The sequence below is a fragment of the Citrifermentans bremense R1 genome (assembly GCF_000426865.1).
In the GTDB taxonomy this organism is placed as follows: domain Bacteria; phylum Desulfobacterota; class Desulfuromonadia; order Geobacterales; family Geobacteraceae; genus Geomonas; species Geomonas bremensis.
In genome coordinates this window covers 223,047-243,416 of the sequence record NZ_AUGE01000002.1, presented here as the reverse complement: position 1 = coordinate 243,416, position 20,370 = coordinate 223,047, and the positions used below count along the sequence as shown (strand labels likewise).

Annotated in this window: 17 protein-coding genes; 11 read left to right on the top strand and 6 right to left on the bottom strand. The window is 62.2% G+C overall.

Translation table 11 applies throughout. From position 1 onward, the window contains the following. Positions 1-13: 13 nt before the first annotated feature. Positions 14-1,318: a replication-associated recombination protein A gene (locus K419_RS0103430; RefSeq protein ID WP_026840346.1), complete on the bottom strand. Its 1,305-nt coding sequence runs from the start codon at positions 1,316-1,318 to the stop codon at positions 14-16. Further along, positions 1,318-3,816, bottom strand: coding sequence for a glycogen/starch/alpha-glucan phosphorylase (locus K419_RS0103425; protein WP_026840345.1), 2,499 nt, complete (start codon positions 3,814-3,816; stop codon positions 1,318-1,320). The genes K419_RS0103430 and K419_RS0103425 overlap by 1 nt, the downstream gene beginning before the upstream one ends. Before the next feature lie 137 nt (positions 3,817-3,953). Here K419_RS0103425 and K419_RS0103420 point away from each other — a divergent pair, with 137 nt between their 5' ends. From K419_RS0103420 to K419_RS0103405, 4 genes are all read left to right on the top strand, one after another. Then, on the top strand, positions 3,954-4,820 hold the full coding sequence (locus tag K419_RS0103420) for an NAD(+)/NADH kinase (RefSeq protein ID WP_012530876.1): 867 nt from the start codon (positions 3,954-3,956) through the stop codon (positions 4,818-4,820). 4 nt (positions 4,821-4,824) lie between these two features. Beyond that, a complete protein-coding gene (gene recN, locus K419_RS0103415; protein ID WP_026840344.1) occupies positions 4,825-6,486 on the top strand; it encodes a DNA repair protein RecN in 1,662 nt (553 codons plus the stop codon). Further along, entirely contained in the window at positions 6,483-6,932 is a 450-nt protein-coding gene (locus K419_RS0103410) for an N-acetyltransferase (protein ID WP_026840343.1), read from the top strand. Before recN ends, K419_RS0103410 begins: the two co-directional genes overlap by 4 nt. A gap of 77 nt (positions 6,933-7,009) precedes the next feature. Then, positions 7,010-8,350, top strand: coding sequence for a TldD/PmbA family protein (locus tag K419_RS0103405; protein ID WP_026840342.1), 1,341 nt, complete (start codon positions 7,010-7,012; stop codon positions 8,348-8,350). A 65-nt stretch (positions 8,351-8,415) separates the two neighbouring features. Here the strand turns inward: K419_RS0103405 and K419_RS0103400 are convergent, their stop codons facing one another. From K419_RS0103400 to K419_RS0103385, 4 genes are all read right to left on the bottom strand, one after another. Then, positions 8,416-8,700, bottom strand: a complete 285-nt coding sequence (locus K419_RS0103400) for an ArsR/SmtB family transcription factor (RefSeq protein ID WP_012530872.1) — start codon at positions 8,698-8,700, stop codon at positions 8,416-8,418. A gap of 68 nt (positions 8,701-8,768) precedes the next feature. After that, entirely contained in the window at positions 8,769-9,749 is a 981-nt protein-coding gene (locus K419_RS0103395) for an ABC transporter ATP-binding protein (RefSeq protein WP_026840341.1), read from the bottom strand. Further along, positions 9,746-10,708, bottom strand: a complete 963-nt coding sequence (locus K419_RS0103390; protein ID WP_026840340.1) for an ABC transporter ATP-binding protein — start codon at positions 10,706-10,708, stop codon at positions 9,746-9,748. The genes K419_RS0103395 and K419_RS0103390 overlap by 4 nt, the downstream gene beginning before the upstream one ends. An 80-nt stretch (positions 10,709-10,788) precedes the next feature. Beyond that, positions 10,789-12,900 carry an HD domain-containing phosphohydrolase gene (locus K419_RS0103385; protein ID WP_026840339.1) on the bottom strand — a complete coding sequence of 704 codons (2,112 nt, stop codon included), beginning with the start codon at positions 12,898-12,900 and terminating at the stop codon, positions 10,789-10,791. 337 nt (positions 12,901-13,237) lie between these two features. Here K419_RS0103385 and K419_RS0103380 point away from each other — a divergent pair, with 337 nt between their 5' ends. The 7 genes from K419_RS0103380 (at position 13,238) to K419_RS0103350 (ending at position 20,151) form a co-directional block, all read left to right on the top strand. Beyond that, a complete protein-coding gene (locus K419_RS0103380; RefSeq protein WP_026840338.1) occupies positions 13,238-14,347 on the top strand; it encodes a SpoIID/LytB domain-containing protein in 1,110 nt (369 codons plus the stop codon). 1 nt (position 14,348) lies between these two features. Next, the gene (gene queA, locus K419_RS0103375) at positions 14,349-15,374 is read left to right on the top strand and encodes a tRNA preQ1(34) S-adenosylmethionine ribosyltransferase-isomerase QueA (RefSeq protein ID WP_026840337.1); all 1,026 of its coding nucleotides are present in this window, start codon (positions 14,349-14,351) and stop codon (positions 15,372-15,374) included. 96 nt (positions 15,375-15,470) lie between these two features. After that, positions 15,471-16,589 carry a tRNA guanosine(34) transglycosylase Tgt gene (gene tgt, locus K419_RS0103370; RefSeq protein ID WP_026840336.1) on the top strand — a complete coding sequence of 373 codons (1,119 nt, stop codon included), beginning with the start codon at positions 15,471-15,473 and terminating at the stop codon, positions 16,587-16,589. Between the two features lie 107 nt (positions 16,590-16,696). After that, a complete protein-coding gene (yajC, locus tag K419_RS0103365) occupies positions 16,697-17,017 on the top strand; it encodes a preprotein translocase subunit YajC (RefSeq protein WP_012530865.1) in 321 nt (106 codons plus the stop codon). A gap of 36 nt (positions 17,018-17,053) precedes the next feature. Continuing rightward, entirely contained in the window at positions 17,054-18,652 is a 1,599-nt protein-coding gene (gene secD, locus K419_RS0103360) for a protein translocase subunit SecD (RefSeq protein ID WP_026840335.1), read from the top strand. 11 nt (positions 18,653-18,663) lie between these two features. Continuing rightward, positions 18,664-19,569 carry a protein translocase subunit SecF gene (gene secF, locus K419_RS0103355; protein WP_026840334.1) on the top strand — a complete coding sequence of 302 codons (906 nt, stop codon included), beginning with the start codon at positions 18,664-18,666 and terminating at the stop codon, positions 19,567-19,569. 9 nt (positions 19,570-19,578) lie between these two features. Continuing rightward, complete coding sequence (locus K419_RS0103350) at positions 19,579-20,151, top strand: tetratricopeptide repeat protein (RefSeq protein WP_026840333.1); 573 nt, start codon at positions 19,579-19,581, stop codon at positions 20,149-20,151. The last annotated feature ends 219 nt before the right edge of the window (positions 20,152-20,370 follow it).

The window sequence follows — 20,370 nt, the reverse complement described above, 5'->3', positions numbered from 1 at the left end:
GCCAGAAGAGGGGTCACCCCTTCTCCCGAGCGCCGCGGATCCACTCCATCCGCTCCTTGATGCTCTTCTCGTAGCCGCTTTCTTTGGGGGTGTAGAAGCGCCGCCCGGCGAGCGCCTCCGGGAGGTAGTTCTGCCGGACCACCCCCTGGTGGTCGTGGGGGTAGAGGTACCCCCTGCCGTAGCCCAAGCCCTTCATGAGCTTGGTCGGGGCGTTCCTGATCTCCATCGGGACCGGCTGCGCCCCGCTCTTTCTCACCTCGGCGAGCGCCTCGTTGATGCCGTTGTAACTGGCGTTGGACTTGGGTGCGGTGGCGAGGTAGGTGACCGCCTGCCCGAGGATGATCCTTCCCTCAGGCATTCCCACCAGTTGGAATGCCTGCAGCGCGGAGACGGCCAGCTGCAGCCCGCGTGGATCGGCGTTTCCCACGTCTTCCGAGGCGAAGATCACCATGCGCCGCAGTATGAAGATGGGGTCCTCCCCCGCCTCCAGCATGCGGGCGAGCCAATAGAGCGCCGCGTCCGGGTCGGAGCCGCGCATCGACTTGATGAAGGCGGAGATGACGTTGTAGTGCTCCTCCCCACCCTTGTCGTAAAGGAGAGGCTTCTTCTGCACGGCCTCGCGCGCGCTCTCCAGGGTAATCTCCCCCTGGTGCGCCAGGCGCGAGGCCGTCTCCAGCGTGTTCAGCGCCACACGGGCGTCTCCTGCGGCCTGCTCCGCCATGAAGGCGAGCGCCTCGGCGGTGGCGGATAGCTCCAGCTCCCCCAGTCCCCGCTCGCGGTCGGCGACTGCGTTTTCCAGGATCTTCAGCAGGTCCTCGTCGGATAGCGGCTGCAGCACCAGGACCTTGCAGCGGGAGAGTAGCGGTGCGATTACCTCGAAGGAGGGGTTTTCCGTGGTGGCGCCGATGATGGTGAAGGTGCCGCGCTCGACGTGGGGGAGAAAGGCGTCCTGCTGGCTTTTGTTGAAGCGGTGGATCTCGTCCACGAAGAGGATGGTCCGCTTTCCCTGGTACTTCAGGGTTTCCTCGGCCTCCTTGACCACCTCGCGGATCTCCTTGATGCCGCTCATGATGGCGGAGAAGAAGATGAAGTGGGAGCTGGTGGCGTTGGCTATGATGCGGGCCAGCGTGGTCTTGCCGCTGCCGGGCGGGCCCCAGAAGATGAGCGAGGTGAGGCGGTCGCTCTCGATCAGCCGGCGCAGCATCTTTCCTTCGCCCACGAGATGCCCCTGCCCCAGGTACTCCGCCATGCTGCGCGGCCGCATCCGCTCTGCCAAAGGCTTGAACTCTTCCCTGTTGCCGTTGAAGAGATCCTCCATCAATGCCTCTGCAGCTCTACGGCACCGGGAAGGATGTCCACGGGCTTGATCCCCCAGATCTCGCGGGCGTACTGGTCTATGGTCCGGTCGCTGGAGAACTTGCCCATGCCGGCGCAGTTGAGGATGGCCTGCCGGGCCCACTCGTCCTTGCGCCGGAACAGCTCTCCCACCTCCTGCTGGCAGGCGACGTAGGCTGCGTAGTCGGCCAACAGCATGTAGTGGTCCCCCAGGTTCAAAAGCGACTCGGTGAGCGGGGTGAAGAGTTCGGTAGCCCAGGGGGAGAAGTACCCCGAGGCGATCATGTCCAAGACGCGGCGCAGTTCGCGGTTGTTGTTGTAGTACTCGCGCGGGTTGTAGCCGCGGGCGCGCAGCTCAGCCACTTCCGCTGCGGTCATGCCGAAGATGAAGATGTTCTCCCTCCCCACCTCCTCCATGATCTCGATGTTGGCGCCGTCCAGGGTCCCGATGGTGAGCGCGCCGTTCAGGGCGAACTTCATGTTGCCGGTCCCGGACGCCTCGGTGCCGGCGGTGGAGATCTGCTCGGAGAGGTCGGAGGCGGGGAAGATCTTCTCCGCCAGGGTGACGCCGTAGTTGGCGAGGAACACCACCTTGATCCTTCCCGCCACGTCCGGGTCGCGGTTCACCACGGCGGCGACCGCGTTGATGAGCCGGATGATCAGCTTGGCGGTGGCGTAGGCCGGTGCGGCCTTGCCGGCGAAGATGAAGGTGCGCGGCACCACGTCGGCCTTCGGGTTGTCCTTGATCCGGTTGAACAGGGTGATGATGTGCAGCACGTTCAAAAGCTGGCGCTTGTACTCGTGGATCCGCTTCACCTGCACGTCGAAGAGCGACTCAGGATCCACCTCGATCTGGTTGTGCTGCAGGATGTAGCGGCAAAGGCTCTCCTTGTTGCGCCGCTTCGTCTGCTGCCAGCGCTCCAGGAACTCCGGATCGGAGGCGATGGCGCGCAGCTTCTCCAGCTCGTAGAGGTTTCTGGTCCACCCGGAGCCGATGTAGTCGTCGATCAGCGAGGAGAGCAGCGGGTTGCTCATCTTGAGCCAGCGCCTCTGCGTGATCCCGTTGGTCTTGTTGTTGAACCGCTCCGGGTACATCTCGTAGAAGTCGCGGAAGAGTTCGTTTTTCAGGATCTCGGTGTGCAGCGCCGCGACGCCGTTCACCGAGTGGCTCCCGACGATGGCCAGGTGCGCCATGCGGATCTTCCTTTCCCAGTGCTCTTCTACGATGGACATGCGGGAGAGCCTCTCCGCGTCGCCGGGGAAGCGCTCCCGGATCTCCTTCAGGAAATGCTCGTTGATCTCGTAGACGATCTGCAGGTGCCGGGGGAGTATCTGCTCGAAGAACCAGACCGGCCACTGCTCCAGCGCCTCGGGAAGGATGGTGTGGTTGGTATAGGCGAAGGTTTTCCTGGTGATCTCCCAGGCGTCCTCCCATTCCAAGTTGTGCAGGTCGATCAGGACCCGCATCAGCTCGGGAATGGCGAGGGTGGGGTGGGTGTCGTTCAACTGGATGGCCACCTTTTCCGGGAGCTTCTTCATGTCCGAGTGCTTCTTCTTGAAGCGGTAGATCACGTCGTGCACCGTGGCCGAGGCGAGGAAGTATTCCTGCTTGAAGCGGAGTTCTTTTCCCTCGATGACGTTGTCCGCAGGGTAGAGGACCTTGGAGATGGTCTCCGACTGCATCTTCTTTTCCACGGCGCGGATATAGTTCCCCTCGTTGAAGAACTTCAGGTCGAACTCACGGCTGGACTTGGCGGTCCAAAGCCTCAGCGTATTGACGCTGTGGGTCTGGTAGCCGGGGATGGGGGTGTCGAAGGCCATGGCCATGACGTCTTCGGTGTCGACCCATTCGCGCAGGAGCCTGCCGTTTTTATCGAAGGTGGTGATGACGCGCCCGTAGAATTTAACCGTGTGCAGGTGCTCCTGGCGGTCCAGCTCCCAGGGGTTTCTGTAGCGCAGCCAGTTGTCGGGGATCTCCATCTGGGCGCCGTCCGCTATGTGCTGGCGGAAAATGCCGTACTCGTAGCGGATGCCGTAGCCGTAGGCGGGTATGGACATGGTGGCCATGGAATCGAGGAAACAGGCGGCGAGCCTTCCCAGACCGCCGTTGCCGAGCCCCGCGTCCTGTTCCTCGTCGAGGGTCTCCTCGAAGTAGTTCTCGCCCAGCGAGTCGAGCGCTTCCTGGAAATCGTCCCACATTCCCAGGTTGATGAGACTGTTTCCCAGGGTTCTCCCCATCAGGAATTCCATCGAGATATAGTAGACTCGCTTGTGGTCGGAGTTGTAATATGCCTGCTGGGTGTCAAGCCAGCGCTCAACCAGCTTGTCGCGCACGGCATAGGCCAAAGCATTGAATCTGTCGTACTTCGTAGCGGAGTACTTGTCCTTACCCAAGGTGTATTCCAGGTGCTCAAGAAAGGATTTGATAATGAGCATCTTCTGGTCAAGGGTTTCGTTCAAGCCCATTTGATCTTCAGTCATGAGTCACCCTGCTTTTGCCTGTAGTTTGCTGTGGGAATGGTGTTTGTAGCTGTGTCTTTCCGTGCCAGTTTCCGTTGGACATGATACTACATCTGTGCTAGTAAATCCTAAATTACATTACAAGTAAAGGCCTCCTGATGAAAAAAATCGCCATTTTTGCCAAAGTCCACGACCCGCGAGCGCTGGCTGTTGCGGAGGAGCTGATCGAGTGGCTGGCGGCACGCGGCGTGACCGCGCACGTCGAGGAGCATCTTTCCAAAAGGCTCAGGCGCACCACCCTGGCCGAGAGTTCCGAGAGCACGGAAATCGCGGCCGACGCCGATCTGGTGGTGGTTTTGGGCGGCGACGGCACCCTCATCGCCGCGGCGAGGCTGGTCGGCGAGCGGGACGTCCCGATCCTGGCGGTTAACCTCGGGAGCCTCGGTTTTCTCACCGAGATCACCCTGAACGAACTCTACCCCTCGGTGGAGCGCTGCCTGGCGGGCGACTTCGAGGTGAGCGAGCGGATGATGCTGATGGCGAGCGTGGAGCGCTCCGGGGAGGTTGTGGAACTGCACCGGGTGCTGAACGACGTGGTGATCAACAAGGGGGCCTTGGCGAGGATCATCGACATGGAGACCTCGGTTAACGGCCGCTACCTGACCACCTTCAAGGCGGACGGCCTGATCGTCTCCACCCCGACCGGCTCCACCGGTTATTCGCTCTCGGCAAACGGCCCCATCCTGCACCCGGAACTCGAGTGCATCTCGCTCACCCCCATCTGCCCGCATACCCTCACCAACCGTCCGCTGGTGATGGCCGCGGACGCGCACATCGCCATCAAGCTCAAGTACGCACCGGACGAATCCGTCTTTCTCACCCTCGACGGGCAGGTGGGGATGAAGCTCCTCTCCGGCGACGTGGTGCAGATCACCAAGGCGGCGCATGTGACCCGCCTGATCCAGTCCCGCAGCAAGGACTACTTCGAGGTCCTGAGGACCAAGCTCAAATGGGGCGAGAGGTGAGGCGTTGCTGAGAGAACTGCAGATAACGAACCTGGCCATCATCGAGAAGCTGCACGTCGAGTTCGCCCCGGGGCTAAACATCCTCACCGGCGAGACCGGCGCGGGCAAATCGATCATCATCGACGCGGTTAACCTGATCCTCGGCGGGCGCGCCAGCTCCGATCTGATACGCTCCGGCGCCAGGGAGGCCTCGGTCGAGGCGGTCTTCGACCTCGCCGGGCGCGAGGCTTTGCTGGCCACGCTTTCCGAGGCGGGGATCGATTGCGACGGCGAGCTCCTGGTGCGGCGCGTGGTGCAGCAGGGGGGGAAGAACCGCGTCTTCATCGGCGGCGGCCTCGCCACCACCTCGGTCCTCTCGGACCTCTGCCGCAACCTGATCAACATCTACGGACAGCATGACGCGCAGACCCTGCTGAAGACAGAGAACCACCTGCGCCTTCTGGACGGCTTCGCCGGGTCGCTTTCTCTGCGTGAGGAGTTCGCCTCCCGTTTCGAGGCCTACCAGGCGGCGAAGAACGAACTGGCGGCGCTGGAAGAAGGGGAGCGCGAGGCCGAGCGGCGGCTGGACCTCCTGACCTTTCAAAGCGCCGAGATCGGCGACGCGAAGCTCCACCCCGGAGAGGAGGAAGAGCTTGCCGAGGAGCGGCTGAGGCTTTCGCACAGCGGGAAGCTCCTCTCGGTGAGCCAGCAGGCGTTCGAGACGCTTTACGGCGGCGACGCGGCCCTGCTGGGGGGGCTGCGCCGCATCATCGGGACCGTCGCCGAGGCGGGATCCCTGGACCACGCCCTGGCGCCGGTTGCCGAGACGCTGGAGGGGGCTTACGCCCAGCTGGAAGACGCGGCGCTCACCCTGCGCGACTACGCCGCTTCGGTCGAGGCGGAGCCGGGGAGGCTGGAGCAGTTGGAAGACAGGCTTGACGCCATCAACCGTTTGCAGCGAAAATACGGGGCTTCCATCGACGAGATCCTCGTCTACCAGCGCGGCGTGGACGCCGAGCTTGAGACCCTGGGGAACCGGGAGCAGGCCAAAGGCGAGCTGCAGGAGAGGATCGCCGTCCTTGAACGAGAGCTCGAACTTTTGGGGGGCAAGCTCTCCAAGGCGCGCGAGAAGGGGGCTGCCGGACTGAAGACGGGGATGGAACGGGAGCTCTCGGAGCTCGCCATGAAGAATGCCCTCTTCGAGACCTCCTTCGAGCGCAGCGCCGAGGCGAGGAACTACGGCTTCGAGCGCTGCGAGTTCCTCTTCTCCCCCAACCCCGGCGAGCCCCCGAAGTCGCTGGCGAAGATCGCCTCGGGAGGAGAACTTTCCCGGCTCATGCTCGCCTTGAAGCAGCTTCACCCCGACTCCGAGGTACCGACGCTCATCTTCGACGAGGTCGATACCGGGATCGGCGGGGCCACCTCGGCGCTCATAGGCGAGAAGCTGAAGCGGGTAGCGCAGTCACAGCAGGTGCTGGCCATAACCCACCTGCCGCAGGTAGCAGCCTTCGCCGATATGCACCTTAAGGTGGAGAAGCAGGTGAGCGCGGGGCGGACCGCCACCAGTGTCGAGTACCTCGACCCCGAGGCGCGGGTGGCGGAAATAGCACGCATGCTGGCGGGTGCGCGGGTCACCGAGAAGACCCTGGAGCACGCCAGGGAGATGATTCAGGAGGCAGTTAGATGATCAGAAAGGCAAAGATAAGCGATGTAAAAGAGATCCAGAAGCTTCTTACCAGCTTCGCCAGCCGCGGCGAAATGCTCTCGCGCTCCCTCTCCGAATTGTACGAGGCGTTGCGCGATTTTTACGTCTTCGAGGAGGAGGGGACGCTTTTGGGAACCTCCGCCCTGCATATAGTATGGGAAGACCTGGCCGAGGTCCGTTCCGTCGCCGTCGCCGAGAGCGCCGGAAGGCGCGGCATCGGCAGCCAGGTGGTCGGCGCCTGCATCGACGAGGCGCGCGCGCTCGGCCTCAAAAGGCTCTTCTGCCTCACCTACAAGCCCGATTTCTTCGCCAAGTTCGGCTTCAAGATCGCCGACAAGTCCGAGCTGCCGCACAAGGTGTGGGGGGACTGCATCAAGTGCGTCAAGTTCCCCGACTGCGACGAAATAGCCATGGTGCTGGATCTTTAAAGGCAACGGCGGGGCTAGGGGCTAGGGGGCAGGGGCTAGCCCCCCCTAGCCACCAGCCCCGCCTTCAGAGGTTAAACATGGAACTAGCCAAGCACGCAGACGCAGTCGAACGGCTCCTCACGGGGCGCAACCTGGACGGGTACGAGATATTCGTGTCGCAGTCGCGGGACCTTTCTATCGAGGCCAGACAGGGGCAGGTGGACGCCTTCCGCGCCGCTGAGCCTTTCGGGGTGGCGGTCCGGTTGAAGGTCGGCAACGGGCTCGGTTTCTCCTATTCCACCAGCATGGAGCCTGCTGCTCTCGCCATGATGATCTACGGCGCCCTGGTGGCGGCCCGCATGCAGACGCAGGATCCCGGCTACACCCTTGCCGCGCCGGCGACCAGCTACCCTGAACTCCCCTGGCTTTACGACCCGGAACTTCCCGTCGTGGACGAGGAACTCAAGGTGGCGCGCGTGTTGGAATTGGAGCGGCTGGTGCTGGCCGCGGACCCGCGGGTAAAAAGGGTGAGAAAGTGCAGCTACGGCGAATCGGTCTACTCCAGCTTCATCAGGAACTCCCTGGGTCTTGAGAAGGGGTACCGCGGCAGCTACGTGACCTGCTCCGCCTCGGCCGTGGCAGAGGAGCGGGACGATGCGCAAAGCGGCTGGGATTTCGCTTTCTCCCCCTCCTTCTCCGGCATCGACATCGAGGCGGTGGCCAAAGGGGCGGGAAGCAAGGCGACGGCCTTACTCGGGGCGCGCAACATCCCCGGCATGCGCTGTCCGGTCGTCCTCGACAACCACGTGGCCGCAGGCATCGTCGAACTCTTGGCCCCTTCCTTCCTCGGGGAGGCGGTCCACAAGGGGAAATCGCTCTTCATGGGTAAAGAAGGTGAGCAGGTATTCTCCGAACTGGTCACGCTGCACGACGACGGCCTTCTGCTCGACGGGATGGGAACCGCCCCCTGTGACGGTGAGGGTGTGCCGCAGCAGGATACGCCGCTTGTGACGGGCGGGGTGCTGCAAGGGTTTTTGTACGACAGCTACTGGGGGAAAAAGGCTGGAAAATCCTCTACCGGCAACGCCCAGCGCGGAGGCATCAAAGGGGCGCCCCGCAGCGGCGCCAACAACCTGATGATAGATCCTGGTGAGGCGAGCCTGGAAACGCTTCTGGCCGGTGTCGAGCGCGGGGTGCTGATCACCGAGGTGATGGGGATGCACACGGCCAACACCATCTCGGGGGACTTTTCTGTGGGGGCCTCGGGTTTCTATCTGGAGCGCGGAGAGATTCTCTATCCGGTGAAGGGTATGGCCCTGGCGGGGAACCTGATGCATCTGTTCAAGGGGGTGGACCAGGTGGGAAGCGATCTCCGCTTCTTCGGCGGCGCGGGGTCGCCGTCGCTCAGGATCGCCGAGCTGGAGATCAGCGGCAGCTAAGACGCACGAAAAGGCCGCACCTGTAAAGGGTGCGGCCTTTTCTTTTACTTCAATCGCCGGGAAGCTTAGGGCTCTTGGTGCAGTATCTCGATCAACCTGCGCACGAACGGGCTCACTACGGCGTAACGGACCTCGACGCCGTCGCGGGTACCCTCTATGATCCCCTTGTTCTTCAAAAGCGCCAGATGCTGGGAGACCGTCGCCTGCGGCAGCCCCAGGCACTCCCAGATGTGTTTGACGTTGCACTCCTGCGTGCAGAGTCCAGCCACTATTTTGAGGCGGATAGGGTGCCCGAGCACCTTCAGCATTTCCGCTTCCTTGCCATAATCCTTCGTCTTGTCGAATGCCACGTGTATCCTCCGGTAGATTCTTCTGGGGTTAATCTATATATACTGATGGGCCTTGTCAAGGAAAGCTTCTAGGAGCGGTAGATCCTGTTGCTGAAGTGGCAGGCGGCCCGGTGGCCGGGCTCCTTCTCCAAAAGCTCGGGGCGCTCCTCGCTGCAGATCGCCTCCGCATAGGGGCAGCGGGTATGGAAGGGGCACCCTGAGGGGGGGGAGAGCGGGGAGGGGAGTTCCCCGCGCGCTACGACGTGCCTGCTCTTTTTCTGCGGGTCGATGCTCGGTATGGCGCTTAACAGCGCCTCCGTGTAGGGGTGCAGCTGCTTCGACAGTACGTCGTCCCTGCTCCCGGACTCCACGATCCGTCCCAGGTACATGATGGCGATTCGATCGCTTAGGTGCCTCAACACCGAGAGATCGTGGGTGATGAAGAGAAACGACAGCCCCAGGTCTTTTTTCACTTCCTGGAGCAGGTTGATGATCTGGGCCTGGATCGAGAGGTCGAGCGCAGAAACGGGCTCGTCGGCGATGATGAGCCGGGGCGAAACCGCGAGCGAGCGCGCTATCCCGATGCGCTGGCGCTGCCCGCCGGAGAACTGGTGCGGGAAGCGCGACAGCGCCTCCGGGGGAAGCCCCACCCGTTCCATAAGGCGCGCCACCCGCTCGCGCCGTTCGGAAGGGGTCCCGATGCCGTGGATGTCGAGCGGCTCCCCGATGATCTGTGCCACGCGCATCCTGGGGTTCAGCGAGGAGAAGGGGTCCTGGAAGATCATCTGCACTTCGCGGCGGTACTGGGCGAGCTCCTCCCCGTTCATGGCAAAGAGCTCGCGGCCGCCGTAGCGGACCGACCCCTCGCTAGGGGGGATGAGCCCGGTCAGAAGCCTCGCCACGGTGGACTTGCCGCAACCCGATTCGCCGGCGACCCCGAGCGTCTCGCCCGGGAAGATCTCCAGGTCGACGCCGGCTACTGCGGTCAACTCCCTTTTCTCAGCCAGGAAGCCGCCGCGCACCGGAAAGCGCTTGACCAGTTTTTCGGCCTGCAACAGGGGCGCGGTCATGGCGCTTTCAGGCAGCGGACCAAGTGGCCCGGGCCTGCCTCCTTCATCTCGATCATGTGTTTCGTGCAGCGCTCCTCGCCGATGGGGCAGCGTTCCCTGAAGGGGCAGCCGGTGAACTCGCCCTTTAGGTCCGGGACGCTTCCGGCGAAGGTGGCGAGCTTTTCGCCGGGCTTTCCGGACTCCGGGAGAGAGGCCAAGAGCCCCTGGGTGTAGGGGTGCAGCGGGTTGGCGAAGAGCTCAGCGGTGGGGGCGCTCTCGACGATCTCGCCGGCGTACATGATGGCGGTCCGGTCGGCGCGCTCGGCGACGATACCGAGGTTGTGCGTGATGAGGATCATGCCCATCCGGTGCTCCGCCATGAGCCGGTCCAAAAGCTCGAGGATCTGTGCCTGGATGGTGACGTCGAGCGCGGTGGTCGGTTCGTCGGCGATCACCAGTTCCGGCCTCAAAGCGAGCGCCATGGCGATCATGACCCGTTGCCGCATGCCGCCGCTTAGCTGGTGCGGGTAGTCCTTCATCCGCTCCATTGGGGCGGGAATGCCTACCTCGGAGAGGATGGCCGCCGCCTCGCGCTCGGCCTGCTTCTTGTCCAGCCCGCGGTGTACCCGGAGCCCCTCAGCCACCTGGTAGCCGATGGTGAAGACCGGGTTCAGCGAGGTCATGGGATCCTGGAACACCATGGCGATCCGGTTTCCTCTGATCTCCCGCATCCGGTCTTCGGAAAGACTCAGAAGCTCGATCCCCTTGAAGCGGATCGAGCCTGCCGTGATCCTACCCGGAGGGGGGACCAGGCGCAGCACCGAGGCCGCCGTGATGCTCTTGCCGCAGCCGGATTCCCCGACCAGGGCGAGGGTCTCCCCCGGTTCCATGGAGAGGTCGACCCCCCGCACGGCCCTGAGGACCCCGGACTTCTGCGCAAACTCGGTGCAGAGCCCTTCTATTTCAAGTAATGGCGACAAAGGCACTCCCTTAGCCAGGCTTTCCCGTCAGGCGTCGCGGGAACCGGCATCGGCAAAAGTAAACTTTCTACCACTTGCCGTCAAGGGGCAACGGAGGTCAGGGGGCCGCCGGCAGGCTTGCCAGGGAAAGGAACCACGTTCAACCCCGGGGTTTCTTCGCGCTGGGGCAGGAAGTTGGGCGTCTTCAGGAGCTTGATGAAGATAGGGACCAGGGCGGGGTCGAACTGGGACCCGCTGTTTTCCGCCAGCTCCGCAATGGCGACCTCCAGCTTCAGCGCCTTGCGGTAGGGGCGGTCGGAGGTCATGGCGTCGAAGGCGTCGGCGATGGCGAGAATGCGCGACTCCAAAAGGAGCTCCTCGGCGCGCAGCCGGTTCGGATAGCCGGTGCCGTCGTAGCGCTCGTGGTGCTGGCCGATGCAGAGCCTTACGTCGTAGAGAAACTCGATAGGTTCCAGGATCTTCATCCCGATAGTGGGGTGCTGCTGCAGCTCGGCTACATCCTCGCTGGTCAGGAGCGCCTCCTTGTGCAAAAGGGAGAGGTCGATCCCGATCTTGCCGATGTCGTGCAGGATGGCGGCACGCTCGATCACCTTGAGCCGGTTCTGCGGCAGTTCGAGCTTGCGCGCCAGGGCGAGCGAGAAGCGGGTGACCCGCTCGGAGTGGCCGCGGGTGTAGCTGTCGCTTGCCTCGATGGCGGAAACCAGCGCCTGGATGGTGTTCAGGTAGGTCTTTTGCTGCTCGTCGTAGAGCATGGCGTTTTTGATGGCGATCGAGGCCTGCGCTGCGATGGTGGACAAAAGCTCCAGTTCCTCGTGGTTGTAGACCGTGTTGTTCAGCTTGTTGACCACGGCGAGGGTGCCGATCATCTCGTCCTTCACCATGAGCGGCGCGCAGATCAGGGTCTTGCGCTCGAAGCCCAAGGGGCTGACCGGATCGAATTCGGGCATCTGCGCGATGTCGGTGATGAGCAAAGGCTTGCAGTTCTGGATCACCCAGCTGGAGACGCTGGAGGGCTTCATCTGCACGCGCATCGCCTGGACGTTGGGGTTTCTGTGCCCGACCAGGTTGATCACCTTCAGGTCGCCGTGGAGCGCGTCGTAAAGGATGATGTATCCCACCTGGGCCTGCAGGGTGTCCATGGTGGTCTTCACCACCAGCTGGTACAGGTCCTCGACCTCGATGGTGGAGTTGATGGCGAGCCCGAGCCGGTACAGTGTGGAGAGTTTCGCCACCGCCTTCTCCAGGTTGGTGTTCTTGTCCTCCAGCTCCCCCGCCAGGTCCGCGATCTTGTAGTTTGCCTCCTCGATCTCCTCGATCCGCTCCTCCAGGTTCACGTTCAGGTTCTCGATTTCGCGGATCTGCTCCTCGAGCCTGCCGTTCAACTGGTGGGTCTCGCGGTGGAAGGCCAGCTTCTCCTGGGCCCGGGCCAGCTCCCGTTCATGCGCCACGGTGGATTCCATCAAGGAGGCGATGGTCCTTACCATGTGGTTGAAGCTCTTGGCGAGAGTCTGCATCTCAAGGCTTGAGGTGAGGTTGATCTCCTGGCGGAAGTCGCCCCCCTCCACCTGCTGCATGCAGCGGATCAGCCTGCGGATCGGCTTCTCGACGTAAATGACCAGGAAGATGAAGATGGTGGCCACGATCAAAAGGACCAGGAGCAGGCTGGAGAAGACGGCCAGGTCCCTTTCGCGGGAGATGAAGCCGTTCATGTAATCGAGGGAGAGCTTGATTTCCAGAAGCCCCAGGCTTTCCTTGCCGGCCGGGTGGCATTTGAAGCACTGGGGGGCGTTGAAGATACGGGCGTAGGAGACGAAGACCCCTTGAGAAGGGAAAAGGCTCATGTTGCGCGACTGCGATTGCTTCTCGCCCAGCTCGGGGATCTTGCTCCCGACCTCGGCGCGGTCAGCCGAGATGAGGATCTTTCCCTCTGCGTCCACAATCCTGATGGATTTGACGAACTCCCTGGACTTGATCCGCTCGAAGATGCTCCCCACTTCGTCGGAGCGGCCGGAGAGCATCGCGTTCGCCACGCTGCTTTTTATGGTTTCGATCAGTACCGAGGTGTTCCTGTTGGCGATCTCGTGCAGCATTTCTTTTTGCTGCTGGAAATTGAGATAGGCGACTGACGAGATGATAAGCACCAGTATCAGGGCCACCAAGGTAAGGATCTTCATCTTTAAGGAGTTGAACATATATATCCGGACTTCTTGGTTGAACGCGAAATGACCTGTCTCCTCAGCGATATAGCCTGTTTTTGCGATTCTGGCAACAGTTATTTCCCTCTCCGGGGCCCCGCTGGGAGGGCGAAAAGAGGGGCCAGTCCGAAGCTTTAGCCGCCCCTGGCACGACGGTGGAACTGACGGGGCGGGTCGCCCGCGGCGCTCTAATGAGAAATTAAGCAATTCACTTGCCAATCCGCGCGCCGGGGCGTTTCGTTAGAACGATAAAATTATTGACTTTGCCGCCAGTTCCATGGTTTATATCTAAGGCTTTTCACGGTGGGGTAAACAGCTGTTGTATACGGAAAATATGAGTCTCTTTAGGGCGTTGATCATACTGGTAATTTGCCTCGCGGCCGGCGGCAGCGTGGCGGCGATGCGTCCGGAGACGGTCAGGGTCGCCCTCTTCAAGGGTGTGGATGGCGTCAGGATCGACGGCTCCGGCGTCCTCCTGACCGACGGCCGCGGCGAGCCTCTCGACCTGGAAATGCCCCTTGAGGTGAAAAGATCCTATAGCGGCGTGTCTGTCAACGGCAAGAGCGTCGACCGCCTGATCGCCGTGGCTCCCGGCAGACTAAGCGTCAACGGCAAGGGTTACCGCGCCGTAGTGGAAGTGAGCGGCGCGGAGAAGGGGCTTTTGGTGGTGAACGACCTGCCGCTGGAGGAGTACCTGATAGGCCTCATCAACTGCGAGATCTCCTCGGCCTGGCCCATGGAGGCCGTGAAGGCGCAGGCGGTGATCGCCCGTTCCTACGCCGTTTACCAGATGCAGGCCAGGCGAGGGGCTCCCTACCAGCTGGAGTCGAGCGTCATGGACCAGGTCTATGAGGGGGCGGATGTCGAGGACAGCCGTGCCGCCCGGGGCGTCGAGGAGACCGCCGGCCAGGTGCTCACCTACGACGGCAAGACCATCCAGGCCTTCTACCATTCCAACTGCGCCGGGCACACCGAGAATTCCAAAAATGTCTGGGGGATGTCGATCCCGTATTTGCAGGGAGTCGCCTGCCTTTACTGCGGCGAGTCCAACCCCATCAAGTGGGAACTGAGGCTCTCCCTGAAGAAGGTTGAGTCCGCGCTCCGTGCGGCGGGGTACCAGGTGGCGGGGATAAGGGAGTGCCGGGTGCGCGGCAGAAACGACAGCGGCCGCGTGCAGGAGGTCTTGGTCGACTCCTCCCGCGGCAAGGTAGCCGTCCCAGGCGTCGCCTTCAGGAAGGCGCTCGGCTACGGCGCCGTGAAGAGTACCAACTTCGAGCTGCGTCAATCGGGCGACGAGCTTTGGGTCGCCGGTTCGGGTTCGGGCCACGGCGTGGGGCTCTGCCAGTGGGGTGCCAAGGGGCGCGCCATCGAGGGGTTCGATTACCGCGAGATACTCAGTTACTACTATCCGGGCGTGAAGCTTGCGGGCGGGTACGGTCGATAACATGTTTCTTTCCGATTTCGATTACGAACTTCCACCGGAGCTGATAGCGCAGCACCCGGCGAGCCGCAGGGACGCCTCCAGGCTTTTGACCCTGGACCGCTCAAGCGGCGCCATCGGCGAGGCAACCGTGGCCTCTATCGCCGCGCAGTTCCTCCCTGGCGACCTCCTGGTCTTGAACGACACCCGGGTCATCCCGGCGAGGCTGCACGGCCATAAGGAATCGGGGGGGGCTGTCGAGATCTTCCTGGTGCGCCGGGTCGCAGGGGAACCGGAGTGCTGGAGTTGCCTGATCAAGGCCTCCAAGAGCCCCAAAAGCGGTTGCCGCGTTGTGCTTCCCGGCGGGGTGACCGCCACGGTGCTAGAGCGCGACGGCGGCGACTGGCGGGTCCTCTTCGAGGGGAGCGACGACTTCATGGCATGGCTGGAGCGAACCGGCAGCATGCCGCTTCCCCCCTACATCAAGCGGGCCCCCGAAGGCGAGGACCTGGAGCGTTACCAGACGGTGTTCGCGCGCGAGAAGGGTGCCGTAGCCGCCCCGACAGCCGGGCTGCACTTCACCCCGGCGATCCTGGACGAGATCAGGGGGCGCGGCGTCGAGATCGTCTCCGTCACCCTGCACGTGGGGCTTGGGACCTTCATGCCGATCCGGGTGGAGGACCTCTCCGAGCACACCATGCACCGGGAGCTTTACCGGATCCCGCAGGAAACCGCCGCCGCGATCCGCCGCACCAAGGAGCGGGGGGGGAGGGTGGTGGCCCTGGGAACCACCTCGCTCAGGGCGCTGGAGCATGCGGCGGCCTCAGGGGAAGTAGCAGCCGGCGAGCGCGAAGCGGATATTTTTATCCTTCCCGGTTACCGGTTTAGGGTTGTCGACGCGTTGATAACAAATTTTCATCTCCCCAAATCGACTCTCTTTATGCTAGTGTGCGCATTCGCCGGGAAGGAGGTGATGCTGGAAGCCTACCGCGAGGCGGTTTCCCGGCGCTTCAGGTTCTTCAGCTACGGCGACGCCATGTTCATCGGTTAACGGAACTCCCCCCCCATAGAGGGACGGACTCCACCCCCTGACCCCTTGTATCGGGGGAGGGGGAGTAAAAGAATACAGGCAGCAAACGGGATACCTTTGGCAGCTATCAGCTTCGAACTCATAAAGAAGGACCCGGGCTCTCTGGCCCGCCTAGGCTCTCTGACAACAACGCACGGCAGCATCCAGACCCCGATCTTCATGCCCGTCGGCACGCAGGCGACGGTAAAGGCGATGACGCCCGAGGAACTGGTCGAGGTAGGCTCCCAGATCATCCTCGCCAACACCTACCATCTGTACCTGCGCCCCGGCCACGAACTGATCGCGCGCCTGGGCGGCCTGCACCGGTTCATGCACTGGGACCGTCCCATGCTCACCGACTCCGGCGGCTTCCAGGTCTTTTCCCTGGGGGAATTGAGAAAGATCTCGGAGGAGGGGGTCAACTTCCGCTCCCACATCGACGGCTCCCGGCACTTCATCTCCCCCGAGGTCTCCATCGCCATCCAGGAGGCGCTGGGCGCGGACATAGCCATGTGCTTCGACGAATGCCCCCCGTATCCGGCCGAGTATTCCTACGTGCAGAAGTCTTTGGAACTCACCACCCGCTGGGCGCAGCGCTGCAAGATGGCGCACCAAAGGCCGGACCAGGCCCTCTTCGGCATCGTCCAGGGGGGGATGCACCCGGAGCTTAGGCGGGAGAGCGCCAAGCAGATCACCGACATCGGTTTCGACGGCTATGCCCTGGGGGGGCTCTCCGTCGGCGAGGAGAAGGAGGTCATGCACCGCATGATGCATGAGTGCTCCGACATCCTCCCCGAGAACTCCCCGCGCTACATCATGGGGATCGGCGCGCCCGAGGACCTGGTGGAGGCGGTGAACGCCGGCTTCGACATGTTCGACTGCGTCTTGCCGACCAGAAACGCGAGAAACGGCGCGCTCTTCACCAGTTTCGGCAGGATCAACATCAAGGCGGCCGTCTTCGCGGAGGACCAGTCCCCGATAGACCCCGCCTGCAGCTGCTACGTCTGCAGGAACTACAGCAGGGCGTATCTGCGCCATCTGTACCGCAGCCAGGAGATACTGGCCTCCCGGCTGAACAGCTGGCACAACCTGCACTACTTCCTGGATCTGATGGCGCAGATGCGCGCCGCCATCGGGCGCGGCGAGTTCGCAAGCTTCAGGAAGGATTTCTACGCAGCAAGGAACCAGCGGTTCTAGTTACTAAAAAAACACGACTCTCCCCCCTAAAGGGGGAGGCAGTTTTAAGAGCTTTATCGCCAATTGCTATGAAAAGAAGGATGTAATTCAAATCCAGGAGGTAACACATGTTTGGTGTGGCGGTTGCAAATGCGGCTCAGGACGCGGGCGCGCAGGCAGGAGGGATGATGGCGCAATTCCAGGGGTTGATCCCGCTGGTCTTCATGTTCGCCATTTTCTACTTTCTGCTGATCAGGCCCCAGCAGAAGAAGGCCAAGGAGCACAGAGCGCTTTTGGACGCCCTGAAGAAAGGGGACCAGGTAGTGACCGCCGGCGGCATGCACGGCAAGGTGACGGCCCTGGACGACCAGGTGGTGACCCTGGAGATTGCCCCCGGCGTCAACGTCAGGATCAACAAGGGTTACATTGCATCTATCAAGCAGGACTAGTGCACTGATCCAATTTTTCCGAAAGGAGCTTTTCCCATGAAGGGTTATACCTGGCGCATCTCTTTAATTCTCATCTTTATCATCGCCTCGTTCGTCTACCTGACGCCGACGCTTGTCGACACGCTCCCCTCCTGGTGGAGCGGGCTGCTTCCCAAGGACAAGATCCACCTGGGTCTCGACCTGCAGGGGGGTACCCACCTGGTCATGGGGGTCGAGACCGAGAAGGCCGTCGAAGGGTCGCTTGACCTGATCGCGACCGACCTGGAAGACTCGCTTACCCAGCAGAACCTCCGCTACAAGAGCATCGCCCGCGTCGGCAACGACAAGGTGCAGCTCACCCTGTACGATCGCGGCAGCGCCGACGCAGCACAGGCGCTGATCAAGAAGAAGTACCCCGACATGCAGATCCTCCCCGCGACCGATGAAGGGGGCTTCATCGGGATGCAGGTCCGCATCAACGAGAAAGAGGCCCAGGTGAGAAAAGACCGCGCCGTGGCCCAGGCCCTTGAGACCATCAGGAACAGGATCGACCAGTTCGGCGTCTCCGAGCCGGTGATCCAGCGCGAGGGGCTGACCAACATCGTGGTGCAGCTCCCGGGCATCAAGGATCCCAAGCGCGCCATCGACCTGATCGGCAAGACCGCACGCCTGGAGTTCAAGCTGGTGGACGAGACCATCAACGCCGCCACTGCCAGCGCTTCCAGCATCCCGGCGGACGACGAGCTCCTCTACGAGAAGAGAAGCGACGCCGCCACCGGGGCTGTCTCCGAGACCCCGATCGTGGTCAAGAGGAAGGCGATCATCACCGGCGACCTCCTGACCGACGCCCAGATCCGCATCGACTCCCAGTACAACCAGCCCTACGTCGCCATCGACTTCAACTCGACCGGCGCAAGGCTCTTCGATCAGGTGACCGCGGCCAACGTCGGCAAGCGTTTCGCCATCGTGCTCGACAACAACGTCTACTCCGCCCCCGTGATACGGGAGAGGATCTCCGGCGGCAGCGCCCAGATCTCCGGTTCCTTCACCGAGAAGGAAGCGGCCGACCTCGCCATCGTCTTGCGCGCAGGTTCGCTCCCCGCCCCGGTCAAGATCCTGCAGAACGTGACGGTGGGACCTTCCCTGGGTAAGGACTCGATCCACAAGGGGCTCATGGCCGGTCTCATCGGCGTGCTTTTAGTGGTCGGCTTCATGGCGATCTACTACAAGCTTTGCGGCATGGTCGCCAACTTCGGGATGGTGCTCAACATCCTCTTCCTGATGGGTGCCCTCTCCGCGCTGGGCGCTACGCTCACCCTCCCGGGCATCGCCGCTATCGTCCTTCTGGTAGGCATGTCGGTCGACTCCAACGTCCTCATCTTCGAGAGGATCAGGGAGGAGCTCCGGCTCGGCAAGACGCCGCACGCGGCGCTCGACTCCGGCTACGACAAGGCGTTTCTCACCATCATGGACTCGCACGTGACCGCCCTGATCACCGCGGCGGTGCTCTTCCAGTTCGGCACCGGCCCGGTCAAGGGGTTCGCGGTCTCCCTGAGCCTCGGTATCATCATCAACCTTTTCACGTCGCTCGTCTCCACCAAGGTCATCTTTGACGCCTACCTGGAGCGTGCCAACGTGAAGAGACTCAGCATATAAGGGGGAGACCAATGGAACTTCTGAGAAATACCAACATAGATTTCATGGGGTTGAGGAAGATCTCCTTCATCATCTCCGGCATCGTCGCCATCGTCGGCATCCTCGGCGTCATCGCCATCGGGCGCGGCACGGCCAACATGGGGATCGACTTCTCCGGCGGCATCGCCATGCAGGTGAAATTCGCCCAGCCGGTGACCACGCAGGGGGTGCGCGACGCGCTTGGCAAAGGCGGCATCCACGAGGTCGAGCTCCAGGAGATCACCGGAGGCAACCAGATCCTGGTCAAGATGCACAAATCCGTGAAGTCGGCGCAAAACGTCGAGGACGCGCTCAAACAGAATCTGGCCGGCAACGCCTTCACCGTGGAAAGCTCCACCGAGATCGGCCCCTCCATCGGCGAAAAGCTGAAAAAGGACACCTTGATCGCCGTGGCGCTCTCGATGCTCGGGATCATCCTCTACATCGCCTGGCGCTTCGACTTCAAGTTCGGGGTGGGCGCCGTAGTCGCCACCATGCACGACGTTCTCGCCATGATCGCGGTCTTCTACGTGCTTCACAAGGAGGTCAACATCCTCCTGATCACCGCAGTCCTCACCATCGCCGGCTACTCGCTGACCGACACCGTCGTCGTCTTCGACCGTATCCGCGAGAACATGCACAAAAGCCTCAAGGACCCGATGTTCATCATCTTCAACCGGAGCATCAACGAGACGCTTTCCCGTACCATCATCACCTCGGTCACCACTTTCCTGTCTGCCGTTTCCCTGTATCTCTTCGGCGGCGAGGTAATCAACGACTTCGCCTTTGCGCTCGTAGTCGGCGTGCTGGTGGCAACCTATTCATCCATTTTCGTCGCTAGCCCGATCGTCGCGCTCTGGGAGAAATCTTCGGAAGCGCCGGAAGCGAAGGCGGCCTAAGGAGGCATCGTGAGCAAGGAAAATTTACTCACCGTAGCAGTGGCTCTGATCGTCGGCATGCTTGGCGGCTACATCATCTTCAACGTGGCCGGCAACAAGAACCTTCCTTCCAACGCGGCCGTGCCGCAGGGAGCAGGTTCACCGACCGATTACCAGCGGCGCATCGTCGAGGCCGAGAAGATCGTGGCCCAGGACCCGAAAAACCTGCAGGCATGGTCCCAGCTCGGCAACGACTACTTCGACACCGATCAGCCCCAGAAAGCGGTCAACGCCTACGGGAAGGTGCTGGAGCTCGATCCCAACAACGTGAACGTCATGACCGACCAGGGGATCATGTACCGCAAGATCGGCTGGTACGACAAGGCGATCGCCAACTTCGAGAAGGCTCAAGCCATCGACCCCAAGCATCTGCAAAGCCTTTACAACCTGGGCGTGGTCTACTACATGGACCTGAAGCAGTACGACAAGGCCAAGCAGGTCTGGACCAAGTACCTGCAGTTCGACTCCACGAGCCCTACCGCCCAGCAGATCAAGAACGACATGGCGAACCTGACCCAGATGCCTGGGAGCTTCAAGAAGTAGGCGATAAGGACCAGAAAAAAACCCGCTCCGGCGGGTTTTTTTTTGCCGTTGCCAGCCGCCGCACGCTTTTCTGGGACAGGCGACGCTGAAGGGGGGACAGGCACCTGCCGAGCCAGTCCCCCTCGGCGCGTAGTTCCACATTAAGTTCGCGACCCCCAGGTCCTTATGCTATTATTCCCCCTGGCTTAAAGCCTGCCCACCGGCGGGCCCCGCAGCACC